Annotated in this window: 16 protein-coding genes; 12 read left to right on the top strand and 4 right to left on the bottom strand. The window is 59.7% G+C overall.

Annotated elements, in window-relative coordinates; genetic code table 11:
- Window positions 1-141: 141 nt before the first annotated feature.
- A complete protein-coding gene (locus tag EPN96_02210; GenBank protein TAL18338.1) occupies window positions 142-1,191 on the bottom strand; it encodes a TRAM domain-containing protein in 1,050 nt (349 codons plus the stop codon).
- A complete protein-coding gene (locus EPN96_02215; GenBank protein TAL18339.1) occupies window positions 1,178-1,675 on the bottom strand; it encodes a CarD family transcriptional regulator in 498 nt (165 codons plus the stop codon). Before EPN96_02215 ends, EPN96_02210 begins: the two co-directional genes overlap by 14 nt.
- 105 nt (window positions 1,676-1,780) lie before the next feature.
- Between EPN96_02215 and EPN96_02220 the strand changes: the two genes are divergently transcribed.
- From EPN96_02220 to EPN96_02240, 5 genes are all read left to right on the top strand, one after another.
- Window positions 1,781-2,893 carry a DUF362 domain-containing protein gene (locus tag EPN96_02220; GenBank protein ID TAL18340.1) on the top strand — a complete coding sequence of 371 codons (1,113 nt, stop codon included), beginning with the start codon at window positions 1,781-1,783 and terminating at the stop codon, window positions 2,891-2,893.
- A gap of 488 nt (window positions 2,894-3,381) precedes the next feature.
- The gene (locus tag EPN96_02225) at window positions 3,382-5,166 is read left to right on the top strand and encodes a long-chain fatty acid--CoA ligase (protein ID TAL18341.1); all 1,785 of its coding nucleotides are present in this window, start codon (window positions 3,382-3,384) and stop codon (window positions 5,164-5,166) included.
- A 422-nt stretch (window positions 5,167-5,588) separates the two neighbouring features.
- Window positions 5,589-7,460, top strand: a complete 1,872-nt coding sequence (locus EPN96_02230; protein TAL18342.1) for a hypothetical protein — start codon at window positions 5,589-5,591, stop codon at window positions 7,458-7,460.
- A complete protein-coding gene (locus EPN96_02235) occupies window positions 7,457-8,068 on the top strand; it encodes a hypothetical protein (GenBank protein TAL18343.1) in 612 nt (203 codons plus the stop codon). Before EPN96_02230 ends, EPN96_02235 begins: the two co-directional genes overlap by 4 nt.
- Window positions 8,069-8,151: 83 nt before the next feature.
- Window positions 8,152-8,787, top strand: coding sequence for a tetratricopeptide repeat protein (locus tag EPN96_02240; GenBank protein TAL18344.1), 636 nt, complete (start codon window positions 8,152-8,154; stop codon window positions 8,785-8,787).
- A 61-nt stretch (window positions 8,788-8,848) separates the two neighbouring features.
- On the opposite strand, the gene EPN96_02245 is transcribed toward EPN96_02240, so the two are convergent.
- Both EPN96_02245 and EPN96_02250 read right to left on the bottom strand, forming a co-directional pair.
- A complete protein-coding gene (locus tag EPN96_02245) occupies window positions 8,849-9,274 on the bottom strand; it encodes a hypothetical protein (GenBank protein TAL18345.1) in 426 nt (141 codons plus the stop codon).
- A gap of 138 nt (window positions 9,275-9,412) precedes the next feature.
- Entirely contained in the window at window positions 9,413-10,093 is a 681-nt protein-coding gene (locus tag EPN96_02250; protein ID TAL18346.1) for a cytidylate kinase-like family protein, read from the bottom strand.
- A gap of 451 nt (window positions 10,094-10,544) precedes the next feature.
- Here EPN96_02250 and EPN96_02255 point away from each other — a divergent pair, with 451 nt between their 5' ends.
- The 7 genes from EPN96_02255 to EPN96_02285 are packed head-to-tail and all read left to right on the top strand — an operon-like array spanning window position 10,545 to window position 19,974.
- A complete protein-coding gene (locus tag EPN96_02255) occupies window positions 10,545-11,546 on the top strand; it encodes a PhoH family protein (protein TAL18347.1) in 1,002 nt (333 codons plus the stop codon).
- A complete protein-coding gene (locus EPN96_02260; protein TAL18348.1) occupies window positions 11,543-13,489 on the top strand; it encodes a PBP1A family penicillin-binding protein in 1,947 nt (648 codons plus the stop codon). Before EPN96_02255 ends, EPN96_02260 begins: the two co-directional genes overlap by 4 nt.
- Complete coding sequence (gene pabB, locus EPN96_02265; GenBank protein TAL18349.1) at window positions 13,477-14,901, top strand: aminodeoxychorismate synthase component I; 1,425 nt, start codon at window positions 13,477-13,479, stop codon at window positions 14,899-14,901. The genes EPN96_02260 and pabB overlap by 13 nt, the downstream gene beginning before the upstream one ends.
- Window positions 14,886-15,755, top strand: a complete 870-nt coding sequence (locus EPN96_02270) for a hypothetical protein (GenBank protein TAL18350.1) — start codon at window positions 14,886-14,888, stop codon at window positions 15,753-15,755. The genes pabB and EPN96_02270 overlap by 16 nt, the downstream gene beginning before the upstream one ends.
- The gene (locus tag EPN96_02275) at window positions 15,713-17,428 is read left to right on the top strand and encodes a hydantoinase/oxoprolinase family protein (protein ID TAL18351.1); all 1,716 of its coding nucleotides are present in this window, start codon (window positions 15,713-15,715) and stop codon (window positions 17,426-17,428) included. Before EPN96_02270 ends, EPN96_02275 begins: the two co-directional genes overlap by 43 nt.
- Before the next feature lie 9 nt (window positions 17,429-17,437).
- Window positions 17,438-18,787 (top strand): histone deacetylase, encoded by a 1,350-nt coding sequence (locus EPN96_02280; GenBank protein ID TAL18352.1) that lies wholly within the window; start codon window positions 17,438-17,440, stop codon window positions 18,785-18,787.
- A complete protein-coding gene (locus EPN96_02285; protein ID TAL18353.1) occupies window positions 18,787-19,974 on the top strand; it encodes a hypothetical protein in 1,188 nt (395 codons plus the stop codon). Before EPN96_02280 ends, EPN96_02285 begins: the two co-directional genes overlap by 1 nt.
- Window positions 19,975-20,172: the final 198 nt, after the last annotated feature.

A 20,172-nucleotide genomic window follows, 5' to 3' on the forward strand; every position in this document is an offset into this window, starting at 1 on the left:
TGCCCTTGAGGCCGGGCCAGGAGGAGATTCGCTGGATGGTTCTGACGAGGACGGGTTTACCGCCGAGGGAGAGGTACTGTTTGGGAACGCCGGTCCCCATTCTCCTGCCGAAACCAGCCGCGGTTACAATTGCAAAGGCGCCTAGCTGGACCTGCGCCAAACCTTTCGCCTTTCCTTGACGTCCACCACCTCTTCGGAATCCTCGGGGGCCTTGGTGAAGATCATCCTACCCGCGCTGGTCTGGAGAACGGAGGTGACCACGGCGCGGATAGATTCACCCATGCGCGCATACCCCTCCTCGACGACGACCATCGTCCCGTCTTCGAGGTAGCCCACGCCCTGCCCCGGCTCCTTGCCCTCTTTCTGTATCGTGACTCGCAGCGGCTCGCCGGGAAGTACGACGGGGCGCAGGGCCTGAGAGAGTTCGTTCACGTTCATCACCCTGATGCCGTGAAGCTCCGCGACCTTGGCGAGGTTGAAATCGGTGGTGACGATGGTGGCCCCTTTGAGCTTGGCGAGCGCGACGATCTTCTGATCGACCTCTTTTATGCGGAGGAAGTCTTCGTCCACGACGTTGACCTCAACGCCTTCCATAGTATTCAGCTTTTCGAGGACCCCGAGGCCCCTTCTTCCCCTCGCCCTGCGGAGAGGGTCGGTGGAATCGGCGATGCCCTGAAGCTCCTGCAGCACGAACTGGGGCACCACCAGGGGGCCGCCGACGAAGCCGAGCTCCACCATCTCGACGATGCGGCCGTCTATGATGGCGGAGGTGTCGAGAATCTTGGGGTTGGAAGCCGCGGCCATGCCGGTCTTGGCGGTGGCCAGCTTGAAGGATCTGACCGACCTCATCCCGATAACGAAGCCGAGGTGGCCGAGAAAGACAACGATGGCGAGGGTGAGAAGCGCGGGGTAAGCCCTCAGGTCCACCATGTAGGCGAAGGCCAGCGCCACGCCGATGCCGGAGAGTGCCCCGAGACCGCCGCCCAGCATTATGTGGGGGGGCGTCCGGTTAACCGCGCGCTCGACAAGAAGCACCACGAAACCCAGCAGGGTTCCCAGCACCGCGCCCACCCCGGCGGGGTCTCCCGAGAAAGTGAAGATGTTCGGCCCGGCGAAGTAGCCTGCCAGAATCAAAAAGAGAACAAGAAAAAAGCGGTAGAGAATTACATTCAAACGGTCATCCCCCAACATCTCCAAAAGCTGAAAGTATCTGTTCCTGAGCCGCGCTGGCCGCCTGCCCCCTCGCAACCGCTATCTCCTGAGAGAGCAGCTCGATGGCGGTGGTAAGCATCCGCTTTTCGCCGTAGGACAAAGCCTTGCCGGAGCGCAAAATATATAAATCCCTCAAAACCTGCGCGATTTCAAGCGCCGACCCGGTGCGTATCTTGTCGGAATACTCCCGAAAACGCCTGTTCCAGGTCTGGCCCTCGATAACTTTTCTTCGCTGCTTCAGCACAAGAAAGACTTCGTCCACCTCGTCGATGTTCATTACCGGGCGAAGACCTACTTCAATGGACTTGGAGACGGGAATGGTGATGGTCATGTTGCGGTCCAGTATGCGCATTACGTAGACCATCATCTTGCGTCCCATAACCTCGCGGCTTTCGACCGCCAGTATCTCCCCTACGCCGTGCGCGGGGTACACAGCCTTATCCCCCACGTCAAAGTTGATCATCCGGGATTCACCTTCCTCATCAGCCTTCATGTAGCGAAACGATAGTTCATATGGTACATTCCAAACCCCGTAAGGGTAATTAAAAAATATCACCGGAGCGACGTTATGACACCCACGGATGTATATTTTTCCAGCATGCGGACCACGCCGAGGAAAAACCTCCTGCAAAAGATAGACGATCTTCTCGCCAGGGCCGGACTTCCGGAGCGAGTCCGCCCCGGCGACCTCACCGCCGTCAAGATCCATTTCGGCGAGGAGGGCAACACCTCCTTCATCCGCCCCATCTTCGCGAGAAGGGTGGTCGAGGCGATAAAGGCTCTCGGCGCGAAGCCCTTTTTGACCGACACCAACACCCTCTACGCGGGCAAAAGGTCGGAAGCCGTAGACCATCTGACCCTCGCGGTCTCCCACGGCTTCGATTACGCGGTGGTTGGAGCCCCGCTCATAATCGCCGACGGGCTTCGCGGCCAAAGTTTCGTGGAGCGCGAGATAGACGGCAAGCACTACAAAAAGACCGCCATAGCCTCCGAGTTCGCGAACGCCGACTCTGCGGTCGTCCTCTCCCATTTCAAGGGCCACGAACTTTCCGGCATCGGCGGCGCGATTAAAAATCTGGGCATGGGCACCGCCGCCCGCCACGGAAAACTCTCCATGCACTCGAAGATCGCGCCGAAGATAAAGGCCAAGGGGTGCGTCGGCTGCTCGGTATGCCGGAAATTCTGCGCCCACGGAGCCATCGCAATCGCTAACGGCAAGGCTCTCATAAACCCCGAGAAGTGCGCCGGGTGCGGCCAGTGCATCATCGTCTGTCCGTCCAAAACCATTCAGATACAGTGGACGGAAGGCCCCTCCTCGATGCAGGAGAAGATGGCGGAGTACGCAAAGGGCGCTCTCGCCGGAAAAGAAGACAAAGCCGTCTTCCTCAACTTCCTCACCCAGATAAGCCCCGCCTGCGACTGCATGCCCAACGCCGATTCACCGCTGGTGGCGGATATCGGAATACTCTCTTCAACCGACCCTGTCGCCATCGATCAGGCCTCGGCGGATCTCGTCAACAGCCGTCAGGGCCTTGTTAACAGCGCCCTCAAGTCCGGCCACGCCCCCGGAGAAGACAAATTCCTCGGCGTCCATCCCAACGCCGACTGGTCTATACAGCTCGCTCACGCCGAAAAGATGGGAGCCGGACAGCGGGCCTACAATCTGGTGGAGATCGACTGACATCCCGTAAGCGCCGTGGCGGGACTCAGGGCTTATCCGTAAAGAAAACCTTCGTTCTCGCATCCGGCTTTTGGCCCGTTTTTGCCGCTCATCAATCGCAAAACCTCGACGTAGAACAACTACGCCTGCGGTTTTGCTCAATCTTCGCGACAAAACCGCTCTCAAAATCCGGCGCGATTTCCGAAAGGTCTATTTACGGACAAACCCTTAATCTTGCCCCTCTCGATAGCCCAGAGGGTAAAGAGCATCGCCGCAAAGAGCGCCACCGGCAAAATTATAAAAAAAACGCCTTTTGGCGGACGCATTCGATAACTCCCCGGTCTGTAGTTCACTATAGCACGGATTGGAATCAAATAGATATCGGCCATGCAGGGGAAAATGCCTTTACCCGGCATTTTCCGTTAATTGACTTCGCCTCCTCTCTATTGACAGCCGCCCGGGCCTAACCTAGCATTCCGGTAATACTTTAATTTTCACTGGAGCCGATAATGACTCTTCCCAAACTTTTCAGGGACCGCGCCTCGATGTGGAGCGACAAGACCTGCGTAAAGGTCAAGCGGGAGGGAAAATATCGGGACGCAAGCTGGAAAACCTTCTACGAGGAGGTGTCAGCCACCGCCGCGGGGCTCATGAACGCAGGGCTAAGCCCCGGCGACCGCGTGGCGATACTCTCCCACACCCGGTACGAGTGGTCGATGAGCGACGCCGCGATACTTTCGGCGGGCGGCATAACGGTGCCCCTCTACCCCTCGCTGACAAAGCCCGAGATCGTCAGCCTGCTGAGGCGCTCGGGGTCCCGCTACCTCTTCACCTCAGACGCCGAGCTCGCGAAGCTGGTCGCCGGCCTCATCGACGAAGTAGAGTTCGTCGAGAAGGTCATAGTCTTCGAGGAGGGCGCTCTGGAGGGAATTTCCAGCAAAAAATTCGTCTCCCTTAAGTCCTTCTCCTCCGGCAAGGTTGACCGGGCCAGGCTCGACGCCAGAATCGACGCCGCGAAGGAGGAGGACGTTTTCACGATAATCTTCACCTCCGGCACCACCGGCGAGCCCAAGGGAGTCATGCTCACCCACCGGAACATGATCTCCAACGTGGAGGCGGCGCTTTCGATCTTCGACATCGGCCCCGGCGACCTGCACCTCTCCCACCTCCCCCTCGCCCACGTCCTCGAAAGGCTGGGGTGCTACGTCATGTTCTACTCCGGCGCGGCGGTCGCCTACGCCGAGCACATAAACAAGGTCGCGGACAACATGGCGGAGGTAGCGCCCACGATATCGGTCAGCGTGCCCCGCATCTTCGAGAAGATTTACGCCGGAATTCAGGCGAAGGCGCTCGAAGCGCCCTTCCTTACCCGCCAGCTGGCTTTCCGGGCGATAAAGGTCGCCCAAAAGGTGGGGCAAAGGAGGGATTCGGACCAAAAGATCCCCGCGCACCTTAGCTGGCAGTTCGCTATCGCCGACAAGCTCATCTACTCGAAGATCCGCCAGAAGTTCGGCGGCAGGATACGCATCTTCGTCTCCGGCGGAGCGCCTCTCGCCCCCGAGCTCGCCCTCTTTTTCAACGCCATCGGGATTCCGGTCTTCGAGGGGTACGGCCTCACCGAAACCTCTCCGATAATCTCCGCGAACGTCCCCGGGAACCAGCACGCGGGCTCCGTCGGGAACATCGTCCCCGGCGTGCAGTGCAGAATAGCCCCCGACGGCGAGATTACCGTAAAGGGGCCCAACGTCTTCAAGGGGTACTATCAGGACGAGGCTGCGACGAAGGCGGCCTTCGACGAAGACGGCTGGTTCCTCACCGGTGACATCGGCAGGTTCGACCAGTACGGGTGTTTGCGCATAACCGACCGCAAAAAAGACCTGATCGTAACGGCGGGAGGGAAAAAAGTCGCCCCCCAGAAGATCGAGAACATCCTCAAGCTCGACAAGTTCATCGAGGAGGTGATGCTTTACGGGGAGAGCAAGAAGTTCATGACCGCGCTGGTCGTCCCGGACTTCGCCTGGCTCGAAAAATACGCCGCCTACAAGAAAATTCCCTGGACCAGCCGCACAGATCTCGTCGCCGACCCGAAGATAATCGACCTAATCACCAGAAGGATAGAAAGGGCGCAGGCCGGGACGCACCTCGCCTCCTACGAATCGATAAAGAAATTCGTCCTTCTCGATCACAGCTTCTCGCAGCACGAAGGCGAAGTCACCCCCACCCTCAAGATCAGGCGCAAAAACATCACCGAACGCTACAAGCCGCTTCTGGAGAAGTTGTACGAGGAAGGATGAGAAAAACTGCTGCGTGCCCCGTCTGCTTTGTCGCGTGCTCGCTCAAGGGTTCGCCGTAGCGCTGCTACTGCCTCACCCTCTCGCTGCGCGGCTCCTCGCACACGGGGCTACTCGCGACGTTTTTTTGTTAGTGCTTAGCCGTGTAGGTCGGCTTGAGGCACGAAAGCCGACATTTCATCAATTGTTTTAAGACCTTATTCTTTGTCCTCTTTTTTTGTCAATCCTGAATCTACCCCCTTATCTCCTCAAGGTTTTGTCGGCTTTCGTACCTCAAGCCGACCTACTTTTTCTTTACACGGCAAAACCGAAGCCGTCAGTCCGGGCTTTTTCGTTTCATTTGACCTTTGCACCTTTCCTGTGCTACCTAACCTGAATCACGAGGGAGTTTTTATTTTTCTTCAATTTCTCAGGAATTGATTCGATTGGAAGGCAGACAAAAACCAAAGGCACTGCTCGGCAGCGAGGGTTCCGCACGCGGAGCTTTCGAGGCCGGGGCGCGTCTGGCGACGGGCTATCCGGGAACCCCCACCACCGAAGCCATAGAATACCTCCTCAGGAACCACAGGACCGATCTGCGCGTTGAGTGGGCGCTCAACGAAAAGGTGGCCTTCGACATCGCCACGGGCCACTCCTGGGCGGGACAGAGAAGTTTCGTCGCCCTGAAGATGAGCGGCCTCAACGTCGCCTCGGACTCCCTGCTCTCGGTAGTCGCCAGCGGCGTAAGGGGCGGCATGGTGATCCTCGTAGGGGACGACCCCGGCGTCTACTACGGCATGGTCGAGCAGGATACCCGGCTCTTCTCCAAATTCGCCCTCATACCCTGCGTAGAGCCGGGAACGCCGGAAGAAGCCAGAAAACTCACCTTCGAGGCCTTCGCCGTCTCCGAATCCATCGGCGCGCCGATAATCGTAAGGGTGACGACGGGCACCGCGAACGTGAGGGGCCCCGTCAATCTCGAACAGACCCTTCGCCTCAATCAGAAATCCTCCCTTCCCGACGACCTGGAAAAATACACCAAGGTAAGGGCGCAAAGCTGCCAGAGCCAGCACCGGGCCGCGCTCGAAAGGCTGGCCGAAGCGGGCGAGGCGCTCGACCACTGGAACGTCCTCACCCACGGCACCGAAAGGCTGGGCGTCGTCGGCTCGGCGTCAACCTGGTCTTACGTGGAGGAATTCCTGCGCGGGAACCTGAAGGGCAAGTTCAACACCCTTAAGGTCGGCGTCGTCAATCCCCTTCCCGAAAAGAAACTTCTCGAAATACTGACCCGCTCGGACAAGGTTCTCGTGGTCGAGGAGCTTGAACCGGTAATCGAGGACGGGCTGCGGATAATCGCACAGAAAAACGGCCTTGGGACCCGGATTATCGGCAAGGCCGACAAGGTCTTCTCCTCCGTCGGCATCATCGACCCCGATCTCGTTGAAAGCGGGCTGCGAAAACTCCTCGGCGCCCCCCAGACGGAGATCCCGGCTCCGCCGGATGTGTCCGGCTTCGCGGAAAGGAAACTCAACTTCTGCCCCGGCTGCCCTCACCGCTCCACCTACACAGCCCTATCTCGCGCAATCCGCGAGATAGGAAAAGACCCGAAAAAGGTGATGGTGACGGGGGACATCGGCTGCACTATTCTGGGCATGAACCCTCCCTTTTCCCTTTGCAGGACCGAAGTGTCGATGGGAGCCTCGATAGGGCTGGCCCAGGGGTTCGCCTACGCGGGCATAGAGGAGCCGATAATAGCCACCATCGGCGACTCCACCTTCTTTCACGCAGGGATTCCCGCGCTGCTCAACGCCTCGGCAAGAAACGTCAACATGACGGTACTGGTGCTGGACAACAGTTACGCGGCGATGACCGGCCATCAGCCAACGCCCTCCACCGACGCCCACTCCAACGACCTTTTCCCGAACCGCCTGCAGATTCTCGACCTCGTGAAGGCCGCCAACGTAAGGCGCGTCTCCAAGGTCCTGCCGTACTTTCACGACAAGCTAAGGCGCGTACTCGTGAAGGCGATGAAAAGCCAGGGTGTAAACGTCGTAATCGCGGAAGCCCCCTGCGCCTCGCGGACCAAGTGGGGAATGCTGGTCCCTTACAGGATAAAGCCGGAAAAGTGCAGGGGGTTCGACACCTGCGAAGGCGCCTGCATCAAATCCGTGGGGTGCCCCGCGATAGAGCGCACGGAAACCGGCATGGCCGCCATAGACACCTCGCGCTGCATGGGTTGCGGGCTTTGCGCCACCGCCTGCTCCAACAAGGCAATCGTCCGGGACGTCAAATCCATCCGCAACCGGAGGAAAAAATGAAGCTCGACCTTGTAGTCAGCGGAGTCGGGGGTCAGGGAGTAGTCACCTTTTCGCGCATAATCGTAAGGGCCGCGCTCGCCGAAGGGTTCGACGCGCACTACCTGACCATGTCCGCCGCCTCCCAGCTCGAAGGGGCGGTGCGCTCCCATATAAGAATCGGGAACCCCGCGGGCCCAAGCGCGAGAATCAGGCGCGGGGGCGCCGACGTGGTCATAGGGATGGACAGGCTGGAGGTCTTGTCCGACAGGCGCTATCTGTCCGGCGGGGGAACCCTCCTTGTCGTGGACGGCGGGCTGATTCCGCTTCTTGCCAGAACCGGGGCCGGAAAATACCCTTCGAGGGAGGACGTCGAGCGCTGCTACGCCCCCGAAAAGGTGGTGTGGATACCCGTGCCGGAATTCATTAAAAAATCCGGCTATCCCGGCCTCATCGGCGCGGTTCTTCTCGGCTCTCTGGCGGCGATAGCTCCAGTGGTTGACCGCGACCATCTGGTTAAGGCCCTTCAGGAAGAAAAACCCTTCCTCGCCGACCTTGAAACCGACGCCTTCTTCGAGGGTTATTACCTCGCCGGAGGCGAGGAATCCTTCAGGGGCAACAGCGTCGGGTGAGATATCCCCCTATTGACACGCGAACGAACCTTGGACAAAATACGAACCGCTTCTAACGAAACACCAGACGAGGACTCCTTACAATGAGCAAAAAGGAAAAAATACTGGGGAAAGACCAGGCTGTCATACTGGGCGCTTCCTGTCTTATCGGCGGTTTCCTTCTTGGCCTTCTTTCCTATCATCTCATTGCGGGCCAAACTTCCTCCGCCCCTCAGCCCCAGATGCAGATGGCGCAACAGCAGATGCCCCCCACGGTATCCCCTCCCGGAGCCGATCTTCAGAATTTCTCGGAACAGATTAAGGAACTTACCGAGATAACGAAGACCCAGCCGAAAAACCGCGAGGCGTGGGTCGGTCTCGGCAACATCTATTTCGACAGCAAGCAGCCCGCCGAAGCGGTAAAGGCCTACACCAAGGCGCTTGAACTCGACTCAAACGACCCCAACGTCCTTACCGACCGAGGCATAATGTACCGCGAGCTAAAGGACTTTCAGGCCGCTCTGGCGGACTTCAAGAAAGCCTCCACCATAGACCCGAACCACGCCCAGAGCCTTTACAACATAGGCATTACCCTTCTTCACGACCTGAACGACCCGAAGGGCGCGGTCGATGCCTGGGACGCGCTCTCCAAGCGCGCTACGGACCCCGAGCTCAAAAAGCAGATGGAAGACAGGGTTGTAAAACTGAAAGAGATGATCGCGAAGCAGCCGCCCAAGTAATTGTCAGGCGCTTAAAAGCAATCGGGGCTATCCATGCGGATAGCCCCTTTGTTTTTTTGAATTACCCGTGTTTTTTCTTTACGCTGCCGAGCCACTCCCTGAAGAAATCCATCTGTTCCTCGACTGTGGCTGCAAGAGCGGGGGGAACGTATTCAAAGAGATCCACGAGATTGTCGTCGGTGGCCTTGCAGCCGGGGATCAGGGCGTAAGCGTGCGTTCCGCCCTCCTCCAGCCTCGTTTTTCTGGAGGAAAAGACATCCTTTCTGGAGCAGTTGCACAGGAGCTTTATCCCCTCCTTCTCCAGGTCCCTCCGGAGGGCCGTCATGCACTCGAAGAGGTCCTCCCCCTCGTAAACCTTCCACTCTCCGCCGCTCCTGATGAATTCCAGATACCAGGGCGGCATCGAGGGGAAATAGAGTCTGACGGTCAGCATCCTTCCGTCCGGCATCAGGAGCTCTACGTCTCTTCTTTTTTCGACCCTGCCCATGGCGTTTCCTCCTTCGGGATAACCGCGGAATCATTCGCCCCGGTAAATAATACCACCATGTTAAACTTTGCACAAACATCGTCCGAAAAAAAACGCCCGTCGTGGACGGGCGTTTTTCTGTCATGGCGATTTGATTAGCTACATCAGGCGGCGCGCGAGATCCTCGACGATTTCGAGGCACTTTTCCGGCGGGACCCTGGAGGTGTTGAGGACTATGTCGTACTGGGTGGCCTGATCGGGGTCGCAGTCGAAGTAGAAGCGGAGGTAATCCCTGCTGCGGGCGTCGAGGGTGGAGACGTACTCCTCGGCCTCGTCGATGGTGATTGAGCGCTTCTTGGCCACCCAGGCCACGCGGTCGTCAAAATCGGCCACGAGGCGTATGTGGAGGGTTCTGGGGTTGTCCTTGAGGATATGCTGGCCGCCGCGCCCCGCGATGACCACGTTTCTGCGGGTGCCGAGGGCGGAAACGATCTTGACTATCATCTGCTTGTAGATTTCGCTGTCGATCCAGCCATCGACGTGGAACTGGTAGGGAATTTCCTCCCTTTCGTCGAAATGGCTCTCTTCCTGCGCCTCTTCGAGCGTTTTCGCCTTCTTGCGGAGGGCGTCGAGATCGAAGATGGTGGAGAAAAAACTCTTGTACTTCGAGTGGTGCTCGGGCTCGTATTCCTCGACCTCCGAGTCGGGGACGTTGACCTCGAGAGCAACCTTGTGGATTATCTCTTTGTCGAGGTAGTCGATACCCAATCTTTTGGCGAGCTCGCGTCCAAGTTTGGGGCCGCCTGCGCCGTACTGGCTCGAAATCGTGATGACTGGCATTTCTCCTCCTCGATTTTCTCTATAAACCCAAGCGGCGCGAACGCCGTTTGGCGGGCGTTTGAAGTTTACAGCCCTTTTTTATATCAGACCGTCAAAAGGGCTTCAAGCAAGTAAAACATTTGCGCCTTTAAAACGTCTATGGAATTTGCAATGCAGGTTCCCGCCAAAGAGACTTTCACCCGCCTCCCGGAGGCCTTGGACCGCTACATTTTACCCGCGCCGGATACAGGATTTGCAATTTGCGGGGGTCCGGCGGGACAGAGCCCGGGGCATCCCTTTTACCCCCCTCCGGCAGAAGCCGGATTTTGTTCCTTTTTTCCCCAAAAGAGCCCCGAGGGGGTGCCCCCGGCGCTCTTTGCGCCCCTGCCCGGACAAACTCTTTTTTTAACACTCCCTCCCATGCCATAATAGCGCCGCGAAAAAACATTTCCTCTGGAGAATTTGTAAATTTATGGAAAACCAAAAAGACAAAGATCAGCTCGAATTTTCCGATACCCGGTTTTTCCAGATACTGGCGGGTGAGAGGGAGGACAATTTCAGGGAACTGGGGCGGGTCCTCCACGGCCTCTCCCTCTCGGCCCGGGGCAACGTCGTGCGCCTTTCGGGCGACCCCGAAGAGGTCCTGCTGGCGAAATCGGTCTTAAAAGAGCTTTACGCCCTGATCGAGGAGGGGTACCCCCTCTACCGCACCGACATCGACCACGCGGTGCGCATACTTCGAGGAAACCGCAAGGCGAACCTGAAGGAGATCTTTCTCGACGCGGTGTACGTCACCGCCGGGAAGAGGGTGATAAGCCCGAAGTCCACCGCGCAAAAGGTCTACATAGACTCGATACGCCGCTACGACATAGTTTTCGGCATCGGTCCGGCGGGCACGGGAAAAACCTTTCTCGCAATGGCGATGGCCGTGGCCGCCCTCGCCAAGCGAGAGGTCAAGCGGATAATCCTGACCCGTCCGGCGGTCGAGGCGGGCGAGAAACTCGGCTTTTTGCCGGGAAGCCTCTACGAGAAGGTCAACCCCTACCTCCGCCCCCTCTACGACGCCCTCCACACGATGATGCCCCTTGAAAAAGCGACGGCGATGATCGAGAGCGGCACGATCGAAATCGCCCCCCTCGCCTTCATGCGCGGCAGGACTCTGGACGATTCCTTCGTCATCCTCGACGAGGCGCAAAACACCACCGGCGAGCAGATGAAGATGTTCCTCACCCGCCTCGGCTTCGAGTCCAAGGCGGTAATCACCGGCGACGTAACCCAGATAGACCTTCCCGCCGGAAAGGCCTCCGGCCTCACTGAAGCGAGGAGGATACTCGCGGACGTTCGCGAGATACGCTTTTGCACCTTCGGCAAGGAGGACGTTGTCCGCCACCCGCTGGTGCAGGAAATTATCGACGCCTACGAGAAGGAAACGGCCAGAAAAGAAGCTTTCATCGAATCGGAGAAGCCTGATTGAAAACCTTTCTGGCCGCAGCCGGCCTTCTCCTCGCGCTCATAATCGGCTGCGTTATCGGGGCCGTCGCCATCCTCAGCCAGGGCCTTCCCGAAGTCATGGCGCTGGAGGATTTCAGCCCGCCCAGCTCGACGATCATCATGGCCTCCGACTCCTCGGTAATCGGCGAGATTGCCCTTGAAAGAAGAACCCCCGTAACCCTCGACAAGGTTCCCCCGGACCTCGTCCGGGCAGTCCTCGCCATCGAAGACCACCGCTATTTCGACCACATCGGCATAAATTTCCTTCGCATAGCCAAGGCGCTCGTCGTGGACATAGTAGAGGGCGAGGCGGTGCAGGGCGGTTCGACGATAACCCAGCAGCTGGCCAAGATGCTCTTTCTTACCCCCGAAAAGACCGTCAAAAGGAAGGTGCGCGAGGCTATTCTGGCCTTCGAGATAGAGAAGATGTACACCAAGGAGGAGATTCTGGCGCTCTACCTGAACCAGATTTACCTCGGAAACGGAGCCTACGGCGTAGCCGCCGCCGCCAAGGTCTACTTCGACAAGCCCATCGAAAAGCTGAACCTCGAAGAGTGCGCCCTCATCGCCGCCCTCCCCAAGGCCCCCGGAAAATTCGACCCCTTCCGCCACCCCGACCTCGCAATCGAGCGCCGGAACCTCGTCCTTTCGAGAATGCTTGAACTGGACTGGATTGACGAAAAAACCTATAAAGAAGCCGTCGTAAAGACGATTCCCCAAAAATCTCCCGAAAGCCGGATGAAGGACGCCACCTTCTTCGTCGAGGCGGTGCGAAAGGAACTGGTCGAAAAACTCGGCCACAAGATGGTCTATCAGGGCGGTCTTCGCGTCTACACCACTCTCGACGCCACAATCCAGCATGCGGCCGAAAAGGCCCTTCTCGCGGGAATACTGGAAGTAGAGGGGAGGAACCAGAGGCTCAGGCAAAAAGCCCCCCTCGAAGGCGCTCTGGTGCTTATCGACGTAAAAACCGGCGCGGTGCTGGCCCACTCGGGGGGCAGGGACTGGTACAGAAACCAGTTCGACCGCGTAATGCAGGCCAAAAGGCAGATGGGCTCTACCTTCAAGCCCTTCGTCTACGCCGCCGCGCTGGAATTGAACATCCCCCAGTCCAGAACCATCGTCGACGCCCCGGTCAGCTACCCCGGAGGCGTGCAGGGAGAGCCCTGGCAGCCGCAGAACTACGACCGCGAGTACAAGGGCAGGATGACCCTCCGGAAGGCGCTGGCCCTCAGCCGCAACATCCCGGCGATAAAGATGCTCGACGAGGTCGGCATACCCGCAGTAACCTCCATGACCAAACGCCTCGGCCTCACCTCGGCGATGGGGGAGGGTCTCGCCAGCGCGCTCGGGGTCGGGTCGGCCTCACTCGAACAGATGACCACCGCCTACGCTACCTTCGCCTCGGGCGGGCTCCGGCCCGAGCCCTACCGTATACGCGCGGTCTTCGGTCCGGACGGAAGAAACCTCTGGACGGAGCCTCCGTTCGCCAGAAGGGCGATTGATCCGCGCACCGCCTTCCTGACTTCTGATATACTTGCCGGTGTCGTGGAGAGCGGAACCGGGCGCAAGGCCGCCTCCCTCCCCTTTCCCGTCGCCGGAAAGACCGGAACCACCGACGACCAGAGGGACGCCTCCTTCATAGGGTTCTCCAGCCAGTTCGCCCTCGGGGTCTGGATCGGAAGGGACGACAACACCCCTATCGGCATAGGCGAAACCGGAACCCGGGCCGCCCTGCCCATCTGGGTCGAGGTAATGTCGGCGGTAGGCCAGAAGTACCCTCCGCCACCCAGAGCCGCGCCGGAAGAGATAGAATTCGCGGAGATAGACATCGGCACCGGGCTCCTCGCTGGGGGAAGCTGCAAGGAAACCGCGATGGCCGCCTTCGCGCCCGACACCAAACCTAAGGAAAGATGCAGAAGGTGAGCGCCGAAGAAAAGCCCCTTTTGAATATCGAACCCCTGAGCGGGGAATGGACGGAGCCCAAGGCTCTTCGCCGCGCCACGGGGAAGCGCTACCCCTTTCTGCTGGACGGCTCCGGCGGCCCGGAGCGCTTTTCGCGCTACTCCTTCGCCGGCTGCGACCCTTTTCTGGCCGTCCACTCGAAGGGGATGAGCTCCCGCCTCGAATACCTCCGGGAAGGGCGAAGCGAGGAGGTGACGGTTCACCCGCTCGACCTTCTTCGCGAGCTTCTGGCCCGTTACCGTTCCCCGGAGCGCGGCCCCTTTCCCCTCGCTCCGGGCGGAGCCGTCGGTTACCTCTCCTACGACCTCTTTCCCCTCATCGAGAAGCTGGAAAGAACCGCCGTTGACGACCTCTCCATGCCGGACATGTTTTTTTGCTTTTACGACGCCGTCGTCGCCTTCGACCACGAGAGCGGCGAGGTCTTTCTTTCTACCGGCGCGGATACCCCGGAGGAACTGAAGGAGTTCTGGCGCTCTCCCCCTCCGGAGGAAGAAACCTCCGCTTCGGGAGAGGTTCTCGATGTCTCCCTGGGCGACCTGACGCCCAACCAGACTCCCGAAGAGTTCATGAAGGCGGTGGAAACCGCCCGCGAGCACATCAAGGCGGGCGACGTCTATCAGGTGAACCTCAGCCAGCGTTTCTGCCTCGACTACGACATCGACCCTCTGGATTTCTACCTTCGCTTCCGCACCCTCAGCCCCGCGCCCTTCGGCGCCTGCCTTTTCCCCGACAACTTCGCCGTGCTCTCGAATTCCCCCGAGCGCTACCTCCTCATCGACGAAGACTACATCGAGACGAGGCCGATAAAGGGAACGAGGCCGAGGGGCAGGGACCGCGAGGAGGACGAGAGCCTCGCCTACGAGCTGAAAGCGAGCGTCAAGGACAACGCCGAGCATGTGATGATCGTTGACCTGGAACGCAACGACCTCGGCAGGGTCTGCAACTACAACTCCGTCAACGTGCCCGAACTGGCCGTCGTCGAGTCCTACGCCAACGTCCACCACCTCGTCTCCACGGTAGCCGGAAGGGTTCATCCCTCGCGGGACGTAGTCGATTCGATAAAGAATTCCTTCCCCGGCGGCTCGATAACCGGCGCTCCGAAGGTATGGGCCCTTCGGATAATCGACAAGCTCGAACCCACAGCGAGAGGTGTATACTGTGGTTCGATAGGCTACATAGATTTTTCCGGAAGGGTAGATCTGAACATAGCGATCCGCACAGCGGTCAAGCGCGGGAAGCGCCTCTATTTTCAGGTCGGCGGCGGCATCGTTTACGACTCCGACCCCAAAGACGAATACGAGGAGACCATCACCAAGGCCCAGTCCTTTCTAAAAGCCCTCAGCGGAAAGGGAAGAGTATGGGAGCAGAGCTGAAGGTCTGGCTGAACGGGGAGATAATCCCCGAAACCAGCGCCCGCCTGCCGGTAACCGAGCGGGGCTTTCTCTATTCCGACGGAATCTTCACCACCTTCCGTTTTTACGGCAAAAAGGTGTTTCTGGCCGAAAAACACTTCCTGCGATTAGCCGATTCATCCTCCTTTCTGGGGCTCCCGAAACCCAAAATGGAACTTTTCGGGTTCGCCGAGGAACTGGCGGCAAAAAACGGCCACGGCGAGGGAGCGGGGAGGATAACCATCTCCAGGGGCTCCCTTCCGGCGGGTCCGAGGCCCGGCTTTTCCTCCTCCCCCACGATTCTCATTACCACCCGTCCCCTTCCCCACACGCTGGAGGAGAGAAGGGAAAAGGGAATCAGGGGGAGCACCCTGCCCTGGCCCTCGAAATCGGAGGGGCTGCCGCTTCACGGCCACAAGACTCTCGCCTATCTTCCCAGCGTCATAGCGCTAGGGCTGGTCGAAGAGGGCGTAGAGCCGATTATGGAGACTACGGGCGGCTTTCTCAGCGAGGGAGCCACCAGCAACCTCTTCTGGCGCCGCGGCGCGGTCCTCTATACCCCCTCCCTGACCTCCGGATGCCTGCCGGGAGTGGCGCGGGGGCTGACCATCGAGCTTGCCGAAAAGGCCGGAATAAAGGTGGAAGAAGGGCTTTACGCCCGCAGCGAACTCTTTGAAGCGGATGAAGGTTTCGTAACGAACTGCGTCAGTGAAATCACTCCCCTCGTCCAGGTAGACGGAACCGTTATCGGCGACGGCAGCCCCGGCCCGCTCACTTCCAGGCTTCTGGCGGAATGGGCGAGAACCGTCAAAGCCTTTCGCGGAAAACCGGGGTGAGTCCCGCTGTGAACCGCCTCTACGTGGGAATAGACGTAGGTGGAACCCACACCGACGGCGTCGCGGTGGACATCGACGCAGGAAGGATCGTCCACAAGGTCAAGGTGCCGACCACCCCCGACCTCGGCGAGTGCTCCATGGCGGCTCTCGAAGATATACTCGAAACGGTATCCGCCGAGTCGGTCGGCAGGGTCCTGCTCTCCACCACCCTTGCGACCAACGCCGTCGCAACCGGCCTTCTTGAGCCCGCCGGGCTGATAATCCTTCCCGGCCCCGGAATGAACCCCTCCTTCCTCACCTCCACCCCCGACCGCCACGCCGCCGGGGGCGCTGTAGACCACAGAGGGCGCGAGATAGCGCCGATCGACGAGGAGGAGATAATCCGCATCTGCGAAAGCCTCTCCTTCAAGGGAATAAGCGTCGTCGCCGTGGCGGGGAAATTCGCCGGACGAAATCCCACGCAGGAACTGAAGGTGGGGGAACTCGCCGAGCGCTATTTCGACCACGTCTCCCTCGGACACAGGCTCAGCGGCGCGCTGAACTTCCCCCGGCGCGTCGCCACCGCCTTCCTCGCGGCAAGCCTCTGGAGGCGTCAGAAGGGGTTTATCGAGGCTATCTCCGAAAGCGTTAGAAAGCGCGGGATTACCGCTCCCCTCTTCCTCTTGAGAGCGGACGGCGGCGCGGGGCTGGCATCGATGGTGGACAACGCCGCGCAGACGGCCCTCTCGGGACCGGCGGCTTCGATAATGGGCGCTCTGGCAATGAACGGCCACGAAGAGGAGACGATAACCCTCGACGTCGGAGGCACCACCACCGATATATCCCTTATCCTGCGCGGCGCGCCCCTCCTTGAGCCCCACGGGGCGACCATCGGGGAGTACAAGACGCAGATTCGCTCCCTCTTCAACCGCTCGGTCGCAATCGGGGGCGACAGCGAAGTCATCTTCGCCTCCGGCAAGCTCCTCATCGGCCCCATGAGGCGCGGACCTGCGGCCTCCTACGGCGGCCCCGTACCCACCCCCACCGATGCGATGGTGCTTCTGGGGCGGGCGGCGGGCGACGAGACTCTGGCCGAAAACGCCCTTCGGCCGATAGCGCGGGAGATGGAGGTCACAACCGAAACCTGCGCGATGCGGATACTGGAGGAGACCGGAAAAGAGATAGCGGAGGCGGTGCGCGACTTCGTAAGCGAGGTTAACCGCCGTCCGGTCTACACAATCTACGAGCTGCTGGAGGGCCACAAGGTAAACCCGAAGCGGGCTCTTCTGGTCGGCGGCCCCGGCAGGGCGCTGGCCCCCTACCTCGAAGCCAGATTGAAAGTCCCCGTCCACGTCCCGCCCCATTACGACGTCGCCAACGCCATAGGCGCGGCGGTGGCGGGAGTGACCTTCGAGGTAAACGCCGCCGCCGACACCGCAAGAGGCGTGCTGTCGATACCAGAAGCAGGAATCTACAGAAAGATAAGCCGCGGCTACACAATCGGCGAGATGGAGACCGAATGCGAAAACGCCCTCCGGCAGCTCGCGGAGGATAGCGGAATAAAGCTGGAGGCTTTCACGCCCGAGGCGGTGGAGCGCGAATCCTTCAACATAATCGAGGATTACCAGCGGGCGGGCTCCATACACCGCCTGAGGGTGCAGGTGCGTCCCTCGATTCTCTGCAAGGTGGAGTAGGAGGCGGCCATGAAATTCCCGAAAGCGGTGAGCCGCACCGGGGTCGTCTTCTTTCCCGCCTTCGACTGGTCGATAAGCCCGACCCACCCCGAGAGGGAGGAGCGGCTGCTCTACACGAGGGACCAGATCTTCGAGGAGGGGCTCTTCGACATCGAGGGGATAGTCGAGTACCTGCCCGCGATAGCCACAGTGAAGGATATCGAGCGGGTCCACGCCGTCTTTCCCTCGACAAAGAGGATAGTCACCCCCTCCCACTTCATCTCGGCTGGAGGAGCAATAGAGGCCGCCCGCTCAGTGATGGACGGGGAGGTAAAAAAAGCCTTCGCCCTCGTGCGCCCGCCGGGCCACCACGCCATGAGGGTGGTCTACGGCCTCCGGGGGTTTTGCGTCGTCAACATCGAAGCGGTGATGATCGAGCACCTGCGGAAAAAGTACGGCCCCCTGCGCGTCGCTGTCATCGACACCGATTGCCACCACGGCGACGGCACCCAGGACATCTACTGGAACGACCCCGACACCCTTTTCGTCTCCCTCCATCAGGACGGCCGCACCCTCTACCCCGGCAGCGGCTTTCCCGGAGAGTTCGGCGGCCCCGGAGGATACGGCGCGACGATAAACGTCCCCCTGCCCCCAGGAACCAACGACGAAGGGTACCTTTACGTCCTCGACAACCTCGTTCTCCCCATTCTTGAGGAGTGGAAGCCGGACCTGATAATTAACTCGGCGGGGCAGGACAACCATTTCAGCGATCCGATAACCAACATGGCCGTCACGGCGGAGGGGTACGCCTCCATAACGCGCAAACTCAACCCCGACGTGGCGGTTCTTGAAGGCGGCTACTCCATACAGTCCGCCCTCCCCTACGTAAACATGGGAATACTCCTCGCAATGGCGGGGCTCGACACCTCCCGTGTAATCGAACCGGATTTTCACCCCGGCGTCCTTAAACTCTCCGAAAAGACCGCCGAATACCTGAAGCGCCTCTGCGAACTTTTGCTCGCCCGTTTCAGGGGCCGCGAAGAGCTGGCGATAAAGGAATTCGGCTCCAGAATCCACCACGAAACCTCTTATGTCGTCTACCACGACGAGACGGGAATCAGCGAGGAACGCAGCGAAAGGGTCAGGGTCTGCCCCGATTGCCGGGGAGTTTCGCTTATGTCGAGCAGGGCTCCGGGCCGGGGGAGCGTCTTTATCGCCAACGTCCCCCTCGGCGCTTGCCCCGTCTGCACGACCGAAGGTTTCGATTCCTTTGAAGCTGTCCGCGACTCCGATTACGATCTGGCGCTGCTGCAGGACAGGCCGAAGGACGAGGTGGAGAAAAAAGGGAGGCTCGCCTGCGAGGGCGACGACGAGGATTGATGCGGGGAAAAGCTTCCGGAAAGGATTTGGAGAAGCTCCTTCAGAGCGGGGTATTGAAAAAGGGCGGGGCGCTGGAAAGCAAAAAGGCCCCCAAGTCCAAGGAGTTCATCGAGGGAAACCGCATATCCGCGCCCTCCGGTGAAACCTTCCTCCACCGGGAAGTCTTCCCGCCCGGCTATCTTCACGGAAACGTGGTTGCCGGCAGTCTCTCTTCGCTTCCCTGCGAACCGCTGGAAAAACTCTGCGGCGAAGCGCCGGAAATTTCCGGAGTCGCTTTCCTCGACATCGAGACGACCGGGCTTTCCTCCGCCTGCAAGGCTTTCCTCGTCGGCGTCGGCAGATACCTTCCCGGCGAGGGGTTCGTCGTCGCCCAGTACTTCATGGAGAACCCCGCTTCTGAAATATGCCTGCTGGAGGCGATCGCGGAGGAAGCCTGCAAGTCCTCCCTCGTCGTCACCTACAACGGAGCCTGCTTCGACCTTCCCATCCTTGAGGAGCGCGCCAGAGCCCGCGAAATCGCCCCCCTCTTTCGTGGCATTCCTCACCTCGACCTTCTCCACTTCGCCCGCTCGGCCTGGAAGTGCGACTCGAAAAACTGCCGCCTCATAACGATGGAGGAGGACCTTCTGGATTTTTGGAGGGAGGGAGACATCCCCGGCAGGGAGATACCCGGAGTCTACAGGGAGTACATTCTCCGGGGCCGCTCGGAGCGGATGAAGACGGTCTTTTACCACAACGCGCTGGACATCCTCAGCCTCGCCTGCCTCTTCCTGAAGGCCTCCACGGCGAAGGAGTGCGATTCCAGGTCACCTCTGGAGCTTTTCCTTCACCACAACTCGAATAAGCGCAAAACCGGAACGAAGAAGGTTTGCCGGGCTTCCAAAACGCCTCCAAAGGAGGACGGGATCCGCTCCCTCAAAGAGCTTTTCAAGGCTCAAAAGGAAGAGGGAGACCTTGGCGGAATGGAAAATACCTGCGAAAAACTCATCTCCAGAGAGCCGAGGGACCCGCGCTGGGTGCTGGAGTTGATGCGCCTTAGGGAGTGCGGCGAGGGAGACCTCGAAGGGGCGCTGAGAATTGCCGACAGGGCTCTGGAAAAAGGGCTCTGGCACCCGAAGGACAGGAAAAAGCTGGAGGACAGGAGGGCCAAGATTCTGGAGAAAATCAGCCTCGTAGGTCGTGATTGAGCGAAGCGAAAATACGCCAAAACCTTAATGTAGTTCTATAGTTGCGAGGCTCTGCCTCGCGCTCCTTGGTACTTCTTTTAGAAAGAAGTACCCAAGAAATCGGCCCGGGAGGAGACGCTCGCTCTTCGAGCGACCGGTCGCTGCGGCGGGGGCGGGAGGGGGCACCCGTTCGCTGCGCTCACTAAGACCCCCCCGCCG

This window comes from bacterium (assembly GCA_004322275.1).
Lineage (GTDB): Bacteria > Desulfobacterota > Deferrisomatia > Deferrisomatales > BM512 > SCTA01.